This is a genomic window from Marinobacter salinexigens, assembly GCF_008370345.1.
In the GTDB taxonomy this organism is placed as follows: domain Bacteria; phylum Pseudomonadota; class Gammaproteobacteria; order Pseudomonadales; family Oleiphilaceae; genus Marinobacter; species Marinobacter salinexigens.
Map to the genome: position 1 here is coordinate 1 of NZ_VTUU01000002.1, position 16,996 is coordinate 16,996.

A 16,996-nucleotide genomic window follows, 5' to 3' on the forward strand; every position below is an offset into this window, starting at 1 on the left:
GTTGAGACAATTACGGCGGCATATAAGTAACTATATTGAAGTCTTTTACAATCGTCAGCGGCTGCACAGTGGCCTGGGCTATCGGACTCCGCTAGAGTTCGAAGAAATCAACTGATGGGGCGTGTCCAATTTATTGGGGGAAGTCCACTTCCATTGTGTCGGAATTCTATCCTCTCTATATTGCTTCAGACCAGAACGCCAGATAAAATTAATTTGTGGATTTCAGAGGAGGCTTATCTTTTCGATCAGGGAATTTTAGATAGAGATCCTCTGAAAGATTTGTTGAATTCGTGCTCCGAAAAGTTAAGGGATATTGTAAGTGTTCGTTGGGTCAATAATATCGGCCCTTATAGGAAGCTACTTCCAATATTAAGGGAAGCAGATTCAGGTGATATTATAGTCACTGCGGATGATGATATTTTATATGGCAAGGATTGGCTTGGGATACTTTTAGATGGCTTTAAGTCAGATCCGTCATGCGCTGTTGCTGCCAGGGTGCGCCGTGAAAAGGTTAATTTTTTTGGTAAGAAGACATCATACCTGCGTTGGGGGCTTGTAAGGGGAGATAGGATTCTTGATGATAACTATATAATTACATTTGGTGGTGGGGCTGTCGTGACCCGTTCAATGTTTCTTGAAGATGATATTAGTGATGAAGAATATAAACGACTAGCACCGACCTCTGACGACTTATGGTATTCGGAACTGTTGAAGCGGAATTTAGTCAAGGTTCGGGTCTTGAGTAGAGCCTTTGATGAGCTTGAGCTTGTTGATCATGAAGAAGGATTGATGCGTCAAAATTTGCCCGCAACAAAGAATTATCTTCATAAAATTAAAGTATGGCTTATAGATTATACGTTGGGTTATTTTGGATACTCTATGTGTAATAATGATCTTTCATATTCAAAAATAAAACTTTACTTTCGTGGTAAGAATAATGCTTAAGGTCTCTGTTTTAGGGTGCAATTGAACTCAGTATTTTAAGGTATTTTTTCTTTACATTTCTCCAGTGAAACTTCAGTAATACATGCTTTCTCAGTTCAATGATATCTTCTGGGTTGGTGTGCTTCATAATCTCAACTATTTTTTTTGAGAAAATATCCTTATTTTGCGGCGTAGTTGTATATTTTTCCCGATATTTTTGGGGGATTATGTCATTGGCGGCCGGTATTTTTCCTATCAAAATGGGGCATCCAAAACTCATCGCTTCTATTGTTACTAATCCTAGCCCTTCGGTTAAGCCGTTTTCAGAGCTGACAAATGGTGCGCAGAAGAGGCTTGCGTGCTTATAGTATTTTGGTAACTCTTCTTGTGGTAATGCGCCCATGAATTTAACTGAATTCGAAACTCCTAGCATTTTGCATTGTTTTTCCAAGTTTCTACGTTCCGGGCCATCGCCTACAATTACTAGCTCTAAACTCGGAAGGGTCTCGAGAAGGAAAGGCAATACATCTATAAGATGGTGTAGGCCTTTTAATTTTACCAACCGACCTACAAATAGAATTTGATTCGAGGAACGTAGTCCCGGGTTTGGACTGGCATCTTTGTTGTTGAATCCGAACCCCATTGGTGCGACATAGGTTGAGGTATCTGGCGAGCCCAGCTGGGAAGCGATTGCTTTCATGGGGGTGCTGACAACGGTCATAGCCGCGGCGGTGGATATTGCTTTTCTCTTTAGTTTCGTCCCCAGCTTTCCTCTCAAGCTATAAATATCTCCTCCGTGAGATGTTAAAAGTATCGGAGGCAGGCCCATAAATGCCGATAATAATGAAAGAACAAGCCCCTGAGGGATGATCCAGTGGCAATGGATTACGTTAGGGGTTGTCTTTTTGATTAGCTTGCGTGTGTTTATAGCCATTGATAGGAGGAAAGACGGAACCAGGAACCATTTCAATGGATGGCGTTTGAGGTTGCTGAGGATTCCTCCACCATAGACCAAAGTTTCAAGTTTGGCTGGTGCGTAAGAAAAGCGTTTGATGGTGATCGGTCCAAACTGTTCTTCGCTTTTAGCTCCTGGCGACCTTGATGTTATAACAGTGATGTCATACTCACCTGATAGCTCTGTGCAGAGACGCAGGACAAAGTTTGGTTCGTAGTCATCCTTCCACCGGGGAAAAGTTGAAGCTAAAACCAAAAGTTTAGGTTTTCCTTTGCGGTAGATGGCTGGGGGCATTGGGTCATGACAGCGTGCTTGATTGTAGAAGTGGAAGGGTAGAGCAGAAGTCGCATGTTGTCGAGGGATTGGATTGATATTGCACTGGTGACCCTGGCCAGGTATGAGGTAGAGCCAGAGATGGAAAAATCTGGCTCCAGTGTATTATATTTTGCCTAGAAATTGCATCGAATACATGGGGGCTCCGGGCCTAGTATAGGTTTGGAAAGGAAATTAGCGATAGCTAGGCCATCCATGTGTTATCGTTCTCTGGGGCCAGTAGTTGGTAATTTTTTAACTGCCCCATTTGGTTCTTATTGAAATAAAAATGGGGCAGTTAAACGCAGATGGCTGTTTATAGAAGGCGCCCGCGTTAAGCACTCGCTGGTTAGTGAATTCAACATTTAATCCGTCACCGAGCCAACAGTTTGTCAAATTCCAGAAATCAGGACCAACTCTTTCGCGTAGATCACCTCAAGGTCGATATAGAAGAGCGTGCCGTTAGGGGCGCGAGCATCATGTTTGTTGCTCAAGCCATCAAACTGGCTCTTCAGTTAGGGGCTTTAGCAATTTTGGCTCGCCTGCTGGAGCCAACAGATTTTGGTTTGGTAGCGATGGTGACAGTTTTCACCAATCTGGGGCTGCAAATGATGGAGGGCGGATTGGCGATGGCCGTGATCCAGAGAGAGCAAATCACTCACGCCCAAGTATCCAATTTGTTCTGGGTGAATAGCGCGCTGGGCGCTGGTTTGTGCCTTCTGGGTATCGTCATTTCTCCTTTGGTAGCGGGTATTTACGCTGAACCTCGACTGATGCCAATAATGGCTGTAATGAGTCTGACCTTTCTGATAGGAGCGCTCTCTGTCCAACATGATGCTTTGCTCCGCAGGCAAATGCGATTCACAGCAATCTCGATCATTGACATAGTATCGATGACTGCTGGCGTAGTAGCCGGTATTGCCTCAGCTATCGGCGGGCTTCAGTATTGGGCGTTGGTTATTAGTCCGATTGCGATGCTTTTGACAAAGACTACAATGCGCTGGATTAGTGCGCGATGGTTGCCATCGGCGATAAGTCGAAGTTCGGATGTGCGACCACTTCTTGACTTTGGTGCGAATTTAACCGGGGCTAACTTTATTGGGTATATGGCGACAAATGTAACGGCCTTTGCAGTTGGATACATTGGTGGGCCACAAGCACTGGGTTTTTACAACCGTGCCAGCATATTAACAGCTATACCGTCGTCTCAGCTATTGCCGCCGGTAATGAGTGTGATGCAGTCAATGCTAACAAGGGTAAAGGATGAGCCAGAAAAATTAAAAAATGCTGCACGATCATTGATGACCAAAATAGCTATGGCAACTATGCTGGTCACGATAACGATGTTTGTAACGGCCGATTGGATTGTGGAATTGTTTCTCGGTGATGGCTGGACTGGTGCTATAGAAATATTTCGTGTTTTGGCCATTTCTACAATAGTCACTCCAATAACCACATTTACTGCAGTAATCATGGTTGCTGTTGGCGAGGCGAGAGCTTTGATGCGCTGGAAAGCTATAACTCTTGCTATTTTGGCAGTCTCGATAGGCTTTGGAATGTTTTGGGGCGTCATGGGCGTAGTGTTGGCACACTGTGTTTCTGGGATTTTTATACGAATGCCCGGGTTCTTAGTGTATTCGAGTAGGTATCAGCCAATAACGGCAAAAGATTTTTTTAAATCACTCTATCCTGTTTTCCTGAGTTCCATGCTAACTGTTTCAGTGGCTATGGTTGTGAGGGGGTTTTTGGTTTTTCAAGATGAGTTAATATCAATTTTTATGTATTCGTTGATTATTTTTGTTCTTTATTTTTTGAGTTTGTCTATGTTTTCAGGTACAAGGCTTGAAATTGAAAAGATCATATTTTTATTTAAAAATATTTTTTTAAAATATTTATAGTGTCGTGAGCTGAGTTATGAAGTTGCTTGTAATTGGGATAGATGGCGGGACAAAGGAAATTATTGACGGAATGCCTATGCCGTTTACACAATCCTTGTTTTTGGGGGCAGCGTCCGAGCATCTAGAAGAGGACCTTATTAGTAGAGGGTGGGCAGAAGCGCTGACTGGAGAGCACGCTTCTACCAATAAAGGCTTTTATCTTATGCCGTGCGCGGATGGAAGTTATGATTTTTCTGCTTCATACTCCAAGTCGGAGATGGTATCGGCCAGTTCAAATAAACCTATTTGGGATCTTTTGAATGAAAATGGAGTTTCAGTCGGTATAGTTAATGTTCCTACCACTGGTCCCGCAGATGAAGTCAGCGGATTTATAATTGCTGGCGGGGGCGGCGGGGTAAAAGCCGGAGGGGGTGTGCCAGATGGCATGGTTTATCCTCCGAGCTATAAAAAGATATTAGAAAACAACCGCTACGTCTTCGATGTTAGACTCCCAGGAGGAGAAGATACGGTCTCAGGTTTTCTAAGAAAAATTAGTGAAGCTGAAGAAGTACAAAAGAATACATTTGTACAGTTGGCTAAGCAGGAAAAACCGGAATTTGGTTTTCACTGCTTTCGGATTACGACAGAGGTTCAATATCTTGCTCGGTACGAAATAAAAAGATGTATAGAGGCATTCTCCGATTGTCGGGCTAAAGGGTTAGAATTCGAACCTGATAATGAAATTCAAAGGGAATTAGTGAATCACTATAGGAAGTTGGATGAGTCCATTAAGTTCATATTTCGGGAGTTGGATCCTGAGAGCTATATTATTATTGGGGATCATAGTACCGCTCTTTTTGAATATGAGGGAAACATAGATGTTTGGCTTAGTGAAAAAGGGTACTTAAAAGTTCTATCGCCAGTCGAGGCCTTTATTCGTAAAGGCTTTCGTTTTTTAAAGCGTAAGGCTTTGCTAGCTTTAGGTGGTAAGAATCCACCAAAAGCAAGCCTGATTAGGCGCCCAATTACGAGCTTTTCGAAGAATAAAACTCTTGCATTTGGGACTTTTTACGATACCGGTAATTTTGCCGGAATATTTATCAATGATAGTGATCGATTCGGTGGCCCAGTTAAAGGTTTGAAAGCTACAAAATCTATAGTTGATAATATATGTAAAGAGTTTAACTCGGATCCGGTATCGATAGAGTACGGCTTGATAGCTAAGCCATACAGAGAGGTGCATGAGAACGCGAGATTTCAGCATCTGATGCCTGACATAAAAATTCACAAGCCAGATTCTATATACTTTTCTTCGAGAAGATGGAAATTCATAACTGACAACCCAAATCTGAAGGCGTTGAGCGAAAGCTTGGCGGGAGTTCGATACCCTTATTCAGGAGTTAAAGGAAGCGATCCGCTCTTCGTATGCAGTAAAAATCTCGAACAGTTGATTCACGAAGGCGACCCCAATGATTTGAGGCTTGCTTATCGAATAATTTCAAGATTCTTTATTCAGGCGAATTGAATGGTTGGGCTAAACGTCTCTATCCTCACGCAACCCTTAGGCCACAATTATGGGGGACTCCTGCAAGCCTGGGCCCTACAGACCTATCTTGAGAAAATAGGTTGCGAGGTAGAGATCCTTGATAGGCGCGTCGAAAGTGTCGGGTGGAATTCGCTGAAAGTGCATCTGCTAAATCTTGCGAGGCTGATGCTGGGCAGAATTAAATCCTTACCGTCAGAACGGCGGCAGGCATGGGCTTGGGCAGAACTGGCCGCGTTTCGTGACCACCAGTTGAAGATGTCGCCGAGAATAGTCAGCGAACATAAGGTTCGGGAATACTATCGCGAGCGAAATTTCGATGTGTTCGTAGTTGGAAGTGATCAGGTTTGGAGACCCCGCTATTCTCCAAGCATCCTGAATTTTTATCTTGATTTTCTAGATGATATAAGGTGCCCGGCGAAGCGAATTGCTTATGCCGCGTCCTTCGGGGTGGATAACTGGGAATACTCCCCAAAACTGACTGGAAAATGTAAGAATCTGGCGAGAAAGTTTGACGCAATATCTGTGCGAGAAAACTCGGGAGTCGATTTGTGTCAGGATAAGTTGGGTGTTTCTGCGCAATGTGTCGCGGATCCGACATTTTTACTCGAGCGTGCGGAGTATGAGTCCTTGATTAGTAAGTGTGAATCGTACTCTAACCCAGGTCGCGTGCTTTCTTACGTGTTGGATCCAGCGCCAGAGAAGCGTTCAATAGCCCGCGATGTCGGGCGTCTACTCGGGTCAGAAGTATTCTCTATCAAGCCAGAGTATTCTGTTACCGACGTACGGGCTAAAGATCTATTAAAATGCCGCTTCCCCGGTGTGGAGCGTTGGCTCTTGGCTTTTCGTGATGCCCGTTTTGTTGTAACAGACTCCTTTCATGGAACCATATTCTCAATCCTCTTCAACAAGCCCTTTATTACGGTCGGAAACTCGACAAGAGGACTGGCGCGTTTTGAGTCGCTTCTGTCGCAGTTTGGGTTAGTTGAGCGGCTGGTTGAGTCTCCAACCGAAATACCGTTGGGGCTAGTGCAGAGACAAATTGATTGGGAGGCTGTAAATGATAAGAGGGAAGAACTCTCCACTGCTGGGCGTTTATTTCTACGTACTCAACTTCTAGGTCACTGATTGAATGTCTTTCTCCCCCCAAATTTCGGTCATCGTCCCGGTGTTCAATGCTGGTGCACAGCTAGTTCCAAGTATTGAGTCACTGCTCAAGCAGAGTTTGGCCGACATCGAGATCATTATAGTTAACGATGCTTCGACAGATAGCTCCGCCTCTGTGATTGATAAACTGGCTGAAGATAATGCAAATATTTTGCCGGTGCACTTATCTGTTAACAAGGGAGTCCATGAGGCGAGACTGGCTGGGCTAGCGAAATCGTCTGCGCCATGGATCGGCTTTCTTGATGCAGACGACTTTGCAAAGCCCGGCATGTTTGAAACGCTGTTATCGTCCGCAGTCGATTACGACGTCGATATCGTCGTTTGTGGGTCTAACAGAGTGACGTCTCAGCGAAAGATTATCGCACCAAAGGTACGCTTTCGGCGTTCGGAAAAGGTTTTAGTCAACACCTTTGATCGGTTTTGTGCATACGAGTTTGGTAGCGGAATGCTATGGAATAAGCTTTTTAAGCGCTCAATTATAGAGCCTTGGTTCGATTTGCATTTTCCGTGGCGGCAGAGTATCAATGAAGACCTGTTGATGAATATCGGGTGTTTTTACCAGGCTAAGTCCGTATATTTATGTAAAGAGGTGCTGCATGACTATGTCCTTCATGAGTCGAGTGCCACCGCCAATATCCCAATTTCTAAGGCCTACGTGAATACATATCGTGCTGCAGCATTAGCTATTAGCAATTTTTCAGGGCTAGGTGATGATACGCTCTCAAAAATTATTGATATGTATCGAATTCAGCTTTCTTGGCGTTGTTACCAGGTCGATAATGCGGCTTTGATCCTCTCGTATGAAAAGGAGCTGCGGGAAGCGACAGATGTGATCAATGATGTGTTTCCCGCAGCGTTGGCCCTTCTTGCCGCTAGACCCAGGCCTCCTGTTGTTAACGTTGAGCTAGCGTTGAAATCTCTCTTTCATAGATGTCTCACTGCAGTAGGTCTGCGCTGACTCCAGTTAGCTGGATAGCGACGGTTTGGCTGAATTGGGGGGGGCGTAACCTGCGATTTGGGACGGTAGGTTAATATTGGTGTTAATAAAAACGGAGAGCCCTCAATGAAACTAACCTTCCTAGGCGGCACAGGCACCGTAACAGGCTCCCGCTACCTCCTATCAAACCAAAAGCACCGCCTCCTCATCGACTGCGGCATGTACCAGGGCGTGAAAACCCTGCGTCGTCGTAACTGGGCAAAGTTCCCGGTAGAGCCTTCCAGTATTGAAGCCGTAGTCCTCACCCATGCCCATATTGACCACTCCGGCTATCTCCCTGCTTTGGTCAAAAACGGGTTCAAGGGCAAGATATATTGCACCAAAGCCACCCATGAACTCTGTAGGGTTTTGTTGCCGGATGCCGGTTTTCTTCAGGAAGAGGATGCCAAGTATGCGTCTCGCAAGAAATTTTCGAAACACGCAAATCCTGAACCGTTGTTTACCGAGAAAGATGCCTGGGAGGCGCTCAAGCATTTTGAGTCGCTTCACTACCACGAGACGTTTGAGCCCGTTCATGGGTTTGAGGTGAGTTTCACGCCGGCCGGTCACATTCTCGGCTCTTCCTGTGTTCACGTGTCGGAAAAGAGTTCTGGCAGAACCGTCGTCTTTAGCGGCGACGTGGGTCGGCAGTCGGACATCATTATGCGTAATCCGGAGCCGATTGATCATGCGGATGTCTTGGTGTGCGAATCAACCTACGGTGATCGTGCCCATGGGGAAAGTGATCCGGAAGGGGAGCTGGAAAAGATCATCACAGATACCGCCGGGCGTGGCGGTATTGTGCTGATTCCTGCCTTTGCCGTGGGGCGTGCTCAGATGTTGTTGTATGTGGTCCATAAATTAATGGCTGATGGGCGCATTCCGAAGATGCCAGTATTCCTCAACAGCCCGATGGCGATCAAGGCGACGGAGATTTTCTGTAAACATCACAAAGAGCACAGGCTCAGTCGTGCGGATTGCAACCTGATTGATGAAAAAACGGAGTTTGTTCGTACCGTCGATGAGTCTATCGAGCTTGGTGCTGTGCGCTATCCCTGCATCATCATCTCTGCCAGTGGCATGGCCTCAGGCGGTCGGGTACTCCATCATTTGAAAGCCTTGTTGCCCAATCCCAGGAACAGTGTTGTGTTTGCCGGATTTCAGGCGCCGGGTACCCGGGGTGATGCCCTGGTTCACGGTGTCGATTCGGTCAAGATTCACGGCGAGTACTGGCCGGTGAAGGCGGAGGTCCATAATCTCGATTCCATGTCTGCCCATGGTGACTATCGGGAAATTCTGGCGTGGCTGGAGCAGGGCAAATTGAAGCCAGGGAAAGTGTACGTTACCCATGGTGAGCCGGTAGCCAGCGATGTAATGAGGCACCGTATTACTGAGAAGTTCGGTTGGGATGCGGAAGTGCCGGAGCTGTTTGCCGAAGTTGAGATATAACTCAGGCGCTGGCTAAAAATTCTCTTTAGCCAGCCGGCCCCCTCACTTGTTAAACTAGCGGTTGTATTCTCAACTGGACGTTGCTTACCCTGCCGGACGCTCTATGCCCGATCCCAACGATACCCACTGGGCCATGTCGCCTAATCGTCAAAAAGCGCTCATGCTGGCTCAGCGTGCTGTCTCCGTTTTTGTGTACGATGCGGTGCGCCTGGAGGGCATTAACTTCACGCTCCCGGAAGTCCAGACATTACTGCAGGGAGTAACGGTTGGCGGGCATAAGCTCAGCGATCAGCAAATTGCGGTGAATCAGGGTAATGCCTGGAAGCTGCTGTTCGAGATGATTCGTTCAGAGCGCTTTGGGTTGTCTCCCGCCTGCGCTACAGAGCTGCATAGTGTTGCGGCCAAGGAAGAGGCGTTGGAGTGGGGGGGCTTTCGGTCTGGATCGGTGCTGATCGCCGGTACGGATTACGAACCGCCAGAAGCTTCGATGCTCCCGCAGTTGTTTGATGAGATGGTTGCGCGAGTCGGCGCGTTGAATGACATCTACGACCAGGCCATCCATGTTTTCCTTACGATGGCTCGCTGTCAGTTTTTCTATGATGTTAATAAGCGCATGGGGCGGTTTATGATGAATGGGCTGCTCCTGAGGCACGGTTATCCTGCCATCAACGTTCCTGCGTCGAGGCAGTTGGAGTTTAACGAATTGATGCTTGCGTTCTATGAGTCTGGTGATGAGGCGGCTATGAACCGGTTTGTTCGTAGCTGCCTGGATGAACGCGTGATACGCATCATGAAAGAATAGTGGAGCCTGCCATGCACTACAGCTCGATTCTCCCGGATGTCATTAAAGTCGCGGACGAAGCCAGCGAAAAAGTCCTTCACATCTATCAGTCGGATTTCAAGGTCGACTACAAGGAAGATCAATCCCCCATTACGGCGGCGGATATTGCCAGCCACGACATTATCGTCAGTGGGCTCCGGAATATCAGTCGCGACATTCCGATCCTGTCTGAAGAAGGCAAAAACATTCCCTGGGAAGAGCGTAAGCACTGGCGGAGGTTCTGGCTGGTTGACCCCATTGATGGCACCAAGGATTTCACTCAGCGCAACGGAGAGTTCACCGTGAATATCGCGATGATTGAAGATGGCGAGCCGGTGATGGGTGTGGTGATTGCTCCTGCGCTGAAAGAAGCATTCTGGGGTGTTGTAGGCGAGGGCGCTCACAAGCGTGATCGTACCGGTAACGTGCATCGCATCCGGGTGGCGGACCCCAAGGAAACGAAGCGGGTTGTTGCCAGCAAGAATCATCTGAATGCTGAAACGAGGGAATTTATCGCGAACCTTGGGGATCACGAGCTGGTTCAGGCGGGTAGCTCTCTCAAATTCTGCCGGATTGCGGAAGGTCACGCGGATATCTACCCAAGAATTGGCCCCACGAGTGAATGGGATACCGCAGCCGCACAGGCTGTTCTCGTGGCTGCCGGGGGATCAGTGGTGGCTCTCGACGGTACCCCCCTGCGTTACGGTAAGGAAGATATTCTGAACCCGAACTTCGTGGCATCCGGTGGTTGGTCTTCATGACCTGGTACGTTCTTCAGCACAAACCCACGCAGGGTGACCGGGCGGTGCTTCATCTACAGAACCAGGATATTGCCTGTTTCTATCCGAAAATTACGATTGAGAAGGTGCAATCCGGCAAGCGGGTGCAGAAGCTGGAGCCTCTGTTTCCGGGGTATTTGTTCGTCAATATGGAGCAGGGCGATCCGAAATGGGCAAAGCTGCGTTCGACTCGAGGTGTGTTGAGGGTTGTGGGGTTCGGGAATAAGCCGTTGCCGCTGGGGGATGATGTCATCCAGCACATTAAAAACAGTCTTGATTCGGTGGTGGCTCAGGGTGGAATCAAGCCGGGGCAGGCAGTTGAGCTCAGCGAGGGCCCCTTTGAAGGGGTTCAGGCGGTTTTTCAGAATTACGATGGCGAGGAAAGGGCTGTCGTACTGATCAATTTCATGCAAAAGCAGCAGGTGGTAAAGGTGCCTGTCTCATCGCTCAAAACGTGATCGTTGTTGTTTGATATTTGATCGCATTTGTTTGTATTCTCATATTTTTACAAAACTTAACGTCTGCAAGGTTATGAAATCCGCCTGCTAAGCCATTTGTCACTTGCTTGTAACACCGGATGCCTTAGAATCGTAACCCATCTGAAATAATCCATTCACAACCTGACACGGACCTGGTCGGGGGAGAATCTTCCCTCCTTTTTTTGTTTCCCCGTGTCTTCGGAAAACTGGTTTTTATGACCTCAAAACACTGGGCCCTGGTCGGTGGGGCGGTAGCGTGCCTGAAGCCGCTTTCAGTATTCACGGGGCTGGCGCTTGTCAGCTTGAACAGCAACGCACAATCTGCTCCAAAAGATCTTGCCTTCCCCGGCTACAGCGGTTTTCTGAATGTGCCGTCGGCAACCGTTCTGAACCACGGTCAGGCCGAAGCGCAGTGGTCAGATCAGGCCTACTTGCAGGGGCGTCCGGGTTATGAAGAAGCGCGTTACGGCCACTTTAATAATGCCATCGGCGCTTTTGGCATCATTCCCTACGTGGAAGTAGGCGGGCGAATTGTCTGGGATAAAACCAAAACCAATTGCTACGTTGAAGACTGCACTATCCGGGATCTCTCTGCCAATGTGAAAGTGCAGGCGCCTTTCATTCCTGAGGACTGGTTCACGCTTGCAGCGGGTGTTCAGGATCTCGGCGGTGAAACCGACGACTTTGAAGCCGCCTACGTGGTGGCCGGTCGGCAGTTTGGCCCTGTAGAGGTTGCTCTGGGGTACGGTAAACCCAAAGAAACGCCGCGGTACCTGGATGGGGCTTTTGGCGCGATCAGTTATCGTCCACTTCCGTGGCTGAACATCATGGCTGAACACGACAGCATGGATGCCCGCGTTGGCCTCGGGCTGACGTCACCGGAAGGCTGGTTGCCATACGGCCTGCAGGTTAAAGGTAAAGTGCTTGGCTGGAGTGAGGGCGACAGCGACAACGACCGGAATTTTGTTTCGCTGGGCCTTTCCATGCCATTCGGTAATGCGCCGTCCAAGAAACGCTTGCGAACTGAGCCTCCTTTGCCCGCAGAGCCTGAATCCAGCATGGAGCAAAGCAGCACCGCTGTGAAGGATGGAGCTGAGACCGCTCCGCAGGCAAAAGCCGTTGCTGGTGTTCAGGGTAAAGGCGGTCAGTCAGAAGAGGCCAAAGACGTGGCGCTCCGGATTGGCCAACAGCTCGCCGATGAAGGCTACGATCGGGTTCGCACATCCAGTGATGGTGAAACCCTGAAAATCCAGTGGGAAAACAACCTCTACAACCGGGATGAGCGGGACAGCATCCTGGATGTCGCAAGAATGACCCATAAGGCGGCGGGCACTCATAAGCGGGCAGAGCTGACTCTGATGAATCAGGGCTTGCCGGTGTTGACTCAGGGCGTCTCTCTCACTGAGAGTGAACCCTATTCGGTATCCCGTAAATTTGCAGAGGCCAGCATGCTCTCTCAGGACGAGCAGCAATGGGATTTCGAGGGTGGCTATGGCCCCAGCTGGAAGCCAAGGCTCAAACTTAGCCCGAGTATCTCCAGTGGTGTGGCGACAGAGTACGGTGTGTGGGATGCGTCCGTCGCCCTGAGCTCTGAATTGTCCTCCAATCTGTGGCCGGGTGCTCTGGTGGCTGCCCGCTACGATGCTGAGATCTATCGCACAGACGATTACGAAAAAGGAAAGGTTTTCTACAACAGTCGCCAGAGAACGGACCTTGTTGAAGCGGAAATCCAGCAAACGTTCAAGCTGCATCCGCTGCTCTACACCAGCTTCCACGCGGGCCGTTATGCCATCAACTATAACGGTGGCCTGAATGAGACGCTGATCTTCAGCCCGAACGGCCGTCATGCCCTTGGTTTCATCGGTGGCAAGTTTACCCATCGGGACTACGATGACATCGAGCGTACCCAGTCGCTGGCACAATATAGCTACTACAATCCGGGCCTGGATGCACAGTTTACGGTGTATGGTGGTCAGTTTTTTGCAGAGGATACAGGGTTCCGCGTCGATAGCCGCTTCTGGTTCGGCGACTACGCGCTCACGATGCAGTACAAGAACACCGATGCAGAGTTCATCAGCCTCGGTTGGGTGATACCGCTCACCCCGGTGAAAGATCACCAGTTCAGGTACCTGCAAGTGAAGGGCGATGCGGACTGGAACTACTCGGTTCAGACCCGCATCAACGAAGACAGGAACCTGCTCAGTTCGGGCGGTGGTGCAGGGGTTCTGACGACTGGCAACCCGTTGCGGTCGGTGTATTTCAACCGCGGAAGAATCGGTCAGTGATAAATAGCGACCGACAACATAATGTAAACAAAAGTGCGTAACCTGTATCCGGGTTACCACTTGCGTTTCGATAGCTATGACATATAGTAAGTACCCGAAACCTAATAGAATCTTACCTTGAATCAGGGTTTGTCCGACTGCACCAAAATGGTGACAGTGCATTTCATTAAAGCGCGTGCAACAGTAAATCTCAGGAGACGAGAAGGCATGACTAAAGCAAACGAAGGAACTTTCAAGAAAAAACTGCTCGCCGTCGCGGTGCTGGCTCCGGCTATGGCCCTGACTGCGTGTAACAGCGATGACTACACATCGGCAGACCCGTCTACCATTTCCAGCGGTGTGGTATTCGACGGTTACCTGCAAAATGCAATCGTATGTGTGGACGTTAACCAGAATAAGAAGTGTGACGCGGGCGAGCCTCAGACCACGACTGGTGCAGGTGGTGTCTATGAGTTGACCGGTCTGACCGCTGCTCAGCAGCGTTATCCGCTGGTTATGGTTGCCACTGCTGGTACTACCATCGACGAAGACACTGGTGCACCGGTTGAAGACGACTTTAACTACCAGGCTCCGGCCGGTGGTTCCGCGATTTCCGCTCTGACCACTATCGTTCAGATTGAGCGCGAAAAGCTGATCGCGGCGGGTGCAACCCCAAGCGAAGCGACTGCACAGGCTAACGCGACCGTAGCTACAGCGCTCGGTGTAAGCGGTACCGATATCCTGAACTTCGACGCACCTGCCGTTGCCGCAGAGAACTCTGCGGATTCTGACGTTGCGGCTCGTCTGCACATCGTTAACCAGATTCTTACCAAGAAAATCGTAGCTGCTGTTGCTTCTGCTCCTGCCGGTGCCGATGCTGACAACAACTTCTCTGCAATTTACTTTGCAGCGGTTTCCAACGTTGCTGATCTGCTGACCGAAACCAAGGCTGCTGTAGATGAGGCTATTCCTGATGGAATGACTGCTCAGGACCTGGACGCAACGACTCTTGAGGAAGTTCTGACGACTGTTGATGCAGAAATTACCCCTGAGAACGTGAAGGCTAACGATATTGCTGATGCGCAGGAGATTGTTGAAGCTGCTCAGGATGCAATTGCTAGCGAGATCGAAGAAGAAACCGGTGAAACCGTTGAGCCGGAAGCCCCCACTGGTAGCACTGGCGGTAGCGGTGCAGGCGGTGGTGAGCAAGGCGTAAACTAAGCTCTGCTCCATCCCCTCCGCCACCTTCGGGTGGCGGAGACCCTCCTTCCTTTTATTTCTTTAAGCGTCATTGCATGTTCCAGAAACTCAAGAATCGCACCGTTTACGGCGCAACTGCCGCACTCTGTATGTCTGCAGCCCTGGCCGGTTGTGCAACCACTCCAAATCAAGCTCCGGATGCCCAGGCCAACTGGCTGTTTGTTGGCGAGCCTGTGATTTGGTTATCCACCGAGAACGCGACTCAACTGGAACAGACCCGCGTAGGTAACAGCACCACGCTGAACCAGACCCCGTGGGGCGACACTATTCAGATTTCCCGAACTCCCGGCTATTTTTCTGCGACGGGGGCTCAGTGTTTCAAGTCCACCATCAGCTCTGATGGAAAACACCCCATGGACGTCAATGTCTGTCAATACGAGGGCGGGCAGTGGGGAGTCAGTAAGGCGCTCCAGCCAGCGGGTGCCAGTCTTCCGGCTACGGTGGGAGACCCGTCATGAAGCCCAGAATTCTTTCTTTCGTTGCCGCTGTCATTGCCGCCGCAGCATGCATGAGTACCCAGGCCCAGAGCTTCGGAGATATCCCCGAAAGCCAGCGTGAGCGCCTGATGCCTCAGCTGGAGGCCATGGCTGGCAGCAATCCTGTCAGCAGTAGTTCAGAGGGGGATGCCGCCGCAGAGCAGCAGTCTGCCAGCCGTCGCACGTCCGGTATCTACGGACCGGTATTGCCAGAACAACAGCAGCTGGCCATCAAACCCTTCGGTTCCGAACTGTTCTCAGGAGGTTTCCGGGGGCTGCGTTCCGATGGTCTTAACCCCGATTACCGCATTCTCCCGGGTGATCAGATTACCCTTCGCCTCTGGGGGGCTATCGAGATGGACCGGGTGCTGCCGGTGGATGCCCAGGGCAATATCTTTATCCCGGCCATTGGCCCCGTTCAGGTTGAGGGCGTTAGCCATAGCCAACTGGACTCCATCGTTAAAAGCGCCGTCCGGAATGTCTACCCGGATAACGTGAGCGTTTACACCAACCTGCAAGGCGTTCAGCCGGTATCCGTTTTTGTGACGGGGTACGTTAACAAGCCTGGCCGCTACGTGGGTGTGCCCAGTGACTCTGTGTTGTACCTGCTGGATCAGGCTTCCGGTATTGATGAGCAGCTCGGTAGTTATCGCAACATCAAGCTCTCCCGCGATGGCGAAGTGATCGCGAACCTCGACCTTTATGACTTCCTCACCAATGGCAAACTGGCCCATCCCCAATTGCAGGAAGGTGATACCTTGCTGGTGGAGCGCAGGGGCCCGGCAGTCAGTGTGGTGGGCGACATTGCAAAACCCTATCTCTTCGAACTTGATGATGAGTCCCTCACCGGAGCCGGCCTCAATCAGCTTGCGCCGCTCCTGCCGGGTGTGTCGCATGCCTTGGTGCGAGGCAAACGAGGCATTATGCCCATTGCTGAATACCTGCCTCTCAAAGATTTCGGTAACACCCGTCTGGCCGATGGCGACGAGGTGATTTACCTGGCTGATCAGCGCTCAAGCAATCTGGTTATTCAGCTTGAAGGGGCCTATCTGGGCCGTTCTTATTACGTGGTGCCCAAGGGCACAACGCTGCATGAGCTGTTGAACGAGATTGAGGTCAATCCCGGTGAAACCGCCTGGGAGAGCGTGTCCATTCGCCGTGAAAGCGTGAAAGAACAGCAACAACAGGCTCTGGACGACAGCCTGCGCAGGCTGGAAACCACCTATCTTGGTGCGTCTTCCTCCACCGCAGAAGAGTCCGCGATTCGTATCCGGGAAGCGGAGCTGATTACCCAGTTTGTTGAAAAGGCCCGTCAGGTTGAACCGAACGGTCGTCTGGTGATTGCCAACGAGGGCAATCTGGTGGATGTGCGTCTCCAGGATGGCGACGTCGTTACCTTGCCACAGCGCACCGATGCGATTCTGGTGAGCGGTGAAGTCTACATTCCGCAGTCGATGGTGTACGTGCCGGGTAAATCCGTCGCGGACTACATCGACGCCGCTGGCGGCTTCAGCCAGCATGCCGATGATGAGCACATTCTCGTGGCCCGCCAGAATGGTGAAGTCCGTGATGCTGGTGAAGTGGGTTTGCGGGCCGGTGATCAGATTCTGGTACTGCCCAAAGTGGAAACCAAGAACCTGCAGATCGCCTCAACGGTTACCCAGATTCTTTACCAGATCGCCGTGGCCACCAAAGTCGCGCTGGATCTGTAACCG

Annotated in this window: 15 protein-coding genes; 14 read left to right on the forward strand and 1 reads right to left on the reverse strand. The window is 49.9% G+C overall.

All coding sequences use genetic code 11. From position 1 onward, the window contains the following. Positions 1–115, forward strand: a 115-nt coding sequence (locus tag FWJ25_RS04490; RefSeq protein WP_149599076.1) for an IS3 family transposase, incomplete at its 5' end; no start/stop codon positions are given. Next, on the forward strand, positions 115–945 hold the full coding sequence (locus tag FWJ25_RS04495) for a glycosyltransferase (protein ID WP_149599077.1): 831 nt from the start codon (positions 115–117) through the stop codon (positions 943–945). The genes FWJ25_RS04490 and FWJ25_RS04495, both read left to right, overlap by 1 nt. Positions 946–955: 10 nt before the next feature. Here the strand turns inward: FWJ25_RS04495 and FWJ25_RS04500 are convergent, their stop codons facing one another. After that, positions 956–2,173 carry a glycosyltransferase gene (locus tag FWJ25_RS04500; RefSeq protein WP_149599078.1) on the reverse strand — a complete coding sequence of 406 codons (1,218 nt, stop codon included), beginning with the start codon at positions 2,171–2,173 and terminating at the stop codon, positions 956–958. A gap of 407 nt (positions 2,174–2,580) precedes the next feature. Here FWJ25_RS04500 and FWJ25_RS04505 point away from each other — a divergent pair, with 407 nt between their 5' ends. The 12 genes from FWJ25_RS04505 (at position 2,581) to FWJ25_RS04560 (ending at position 16,993) form a co-directional block, all read left to right on the forward strand. Further along, a complete protein-coding gene (locus FWJ25_RS04505; protein ID WP_149599079.1) occupies positions 2,581–4,089 on the forward strand; it encodes a lipopolysaccharide biosynthesis protein in 1,509 nt (502 codons plus the stop codon). A gap of 16 nt (positions 4,090–4,105) precedes the next feature. Further along, positions 4,106–5,593 carry an alkaline phosphatase family protein gene (locus FWJ25_RS04510; protein ID WP_149599080.1) on the forward strand — a complete coding sequence of 496 codons (1,488 nt, stop codon included), beginning with the start codon at positions 4,106–4,108 and terminating at the stop codon, positions 5,591–5,593. Next, positions 5,594–6,739, forward strand: coding sequence for a polysaccharide pyruvyl transferase family protein (locus tag FWJ25_RS04515; RefSeq protein WP_149599081.1), 1,146 nt, complete (start codon positions 5,594–5,596; stop codon positions 6,737–6,739). It abuts the gene before it with no gap. Between the two features lie 4 nt (positions 6,740–6,743). Beyond that, positions 6,744–7,736, forward strand: coding sequence for a glycosyltransferase family 2 protein (locus tag FWJ25_RS04520; RefSeq protein WP_149599082.1), 993 nt, complete (start codon positions 6,744–6,746; stop codon positions 7,734–7,736). A gap of 105 nt (positions 7,737–7,841) precedes the next feature. Continuing rightward, on the forward strand, positions 7,842–9,203 hold the full coding sequence (locus FWJ25_RS04525; protein WP_149599083.1) for an MBL fold metallo-hydrolase: 1,362 nt from the start codon (positions 7,842–7,844) through the stop codon (positions 9,201–9,203). 103 nt (positions 9,204–9,306) lie between these two features. After that, on the forward strand, positions 9,307–10,005 hold the full coding sequence (locus FWJ25_RS04530) for a Fic family protein (RefSeq protein ID WP_149599084.1): 699 nt from the start codon (positions 9,307–9,309) through the stop codon (positions 10,003–10,005). Between the two features lie 11 nt (positions 10,006–10,016). Beyond that, the gene (gene cysQ / locus FWJ25_RS04535; RefSeq protein WP_149599085.1) at positions 10,017–10,784 is read left to right on the forward strand and encodes a 3'(2'),5'-bisphosphate nucleotidase CysQ; all 768 of its coding nucleotides are present in this window, start codon (positions 10,017–10,019) and stop codon (positions 10,782–10,784) included. After that, the gene (rfaH, locus tag FWJ25_RS04540) at positions 10,781–11,260 is read left to right on the forward strand and encodes a transcription/translation regulatory transformer protein RfaH (protein ID WP_149599086.1); all 480 of its coding nucleotides are present in this window, start codon (positions 10,781–10,783) and stop codon (positions 11,258–11,260) included. The genes cysQ and rfaH overlap by 4 nt, the downstream gene beginning before the upstream one ends. A gap of 236 nt (positions 11,261–11,496) precedes the next feature. Continuing rightward, positions 11,497–13,566 (forward strand): YjbH domain-containing protein, encoded by a 2,070-nt coding sequence (locus tag FWJ25_RS04545; RefSeq protein ID WP_149599087.1) that lies wholly within the window; start codon positions 11,497–11,499, stop codon positions 13,564–13,566. A 207-nt stretch (positions 13,567–13,773) separates the two neighbouring features. Next, complete coding sequence (locus FWJ25_RS04550; protein ID WP_149599088.1) at positions 13,774–14,766, forward strand: hypothetical protein; 993 nt, start codon at positions 13,774–13,776, stop codon at positions 14,764–14,766. Positions 14,767–14,840: 74 nt separating this feature from the next. Then, complete coding sequence (locus tag FWJ25_RS04555; protein WP_149599089.1) at positions 14,841–15,263, forward strand: RT0821/Lpp0805 family surface protein; 423 nt, start codon at positions 14,841–14,843, stop codon at positions 15,261–15,263. Next, positions 15,260–16,993 (forward strand): polysaccharide biosynthesis/export family protein, encoded by a 1,734-nt coding sequence (locus FWJ25_RS04560; protein WP_149599090.1) that lies wholly within the window; start codon positions 15,260–15,262, stop codon positions 16,991–16,993. The genes FWJ25_RS04555 and FWJ25_RS04560 overlap by 4 nt, the downstream gene beginning before the upstream one ends. Positions 16,994–16,996: the final 3 nt, after the last annotated feature.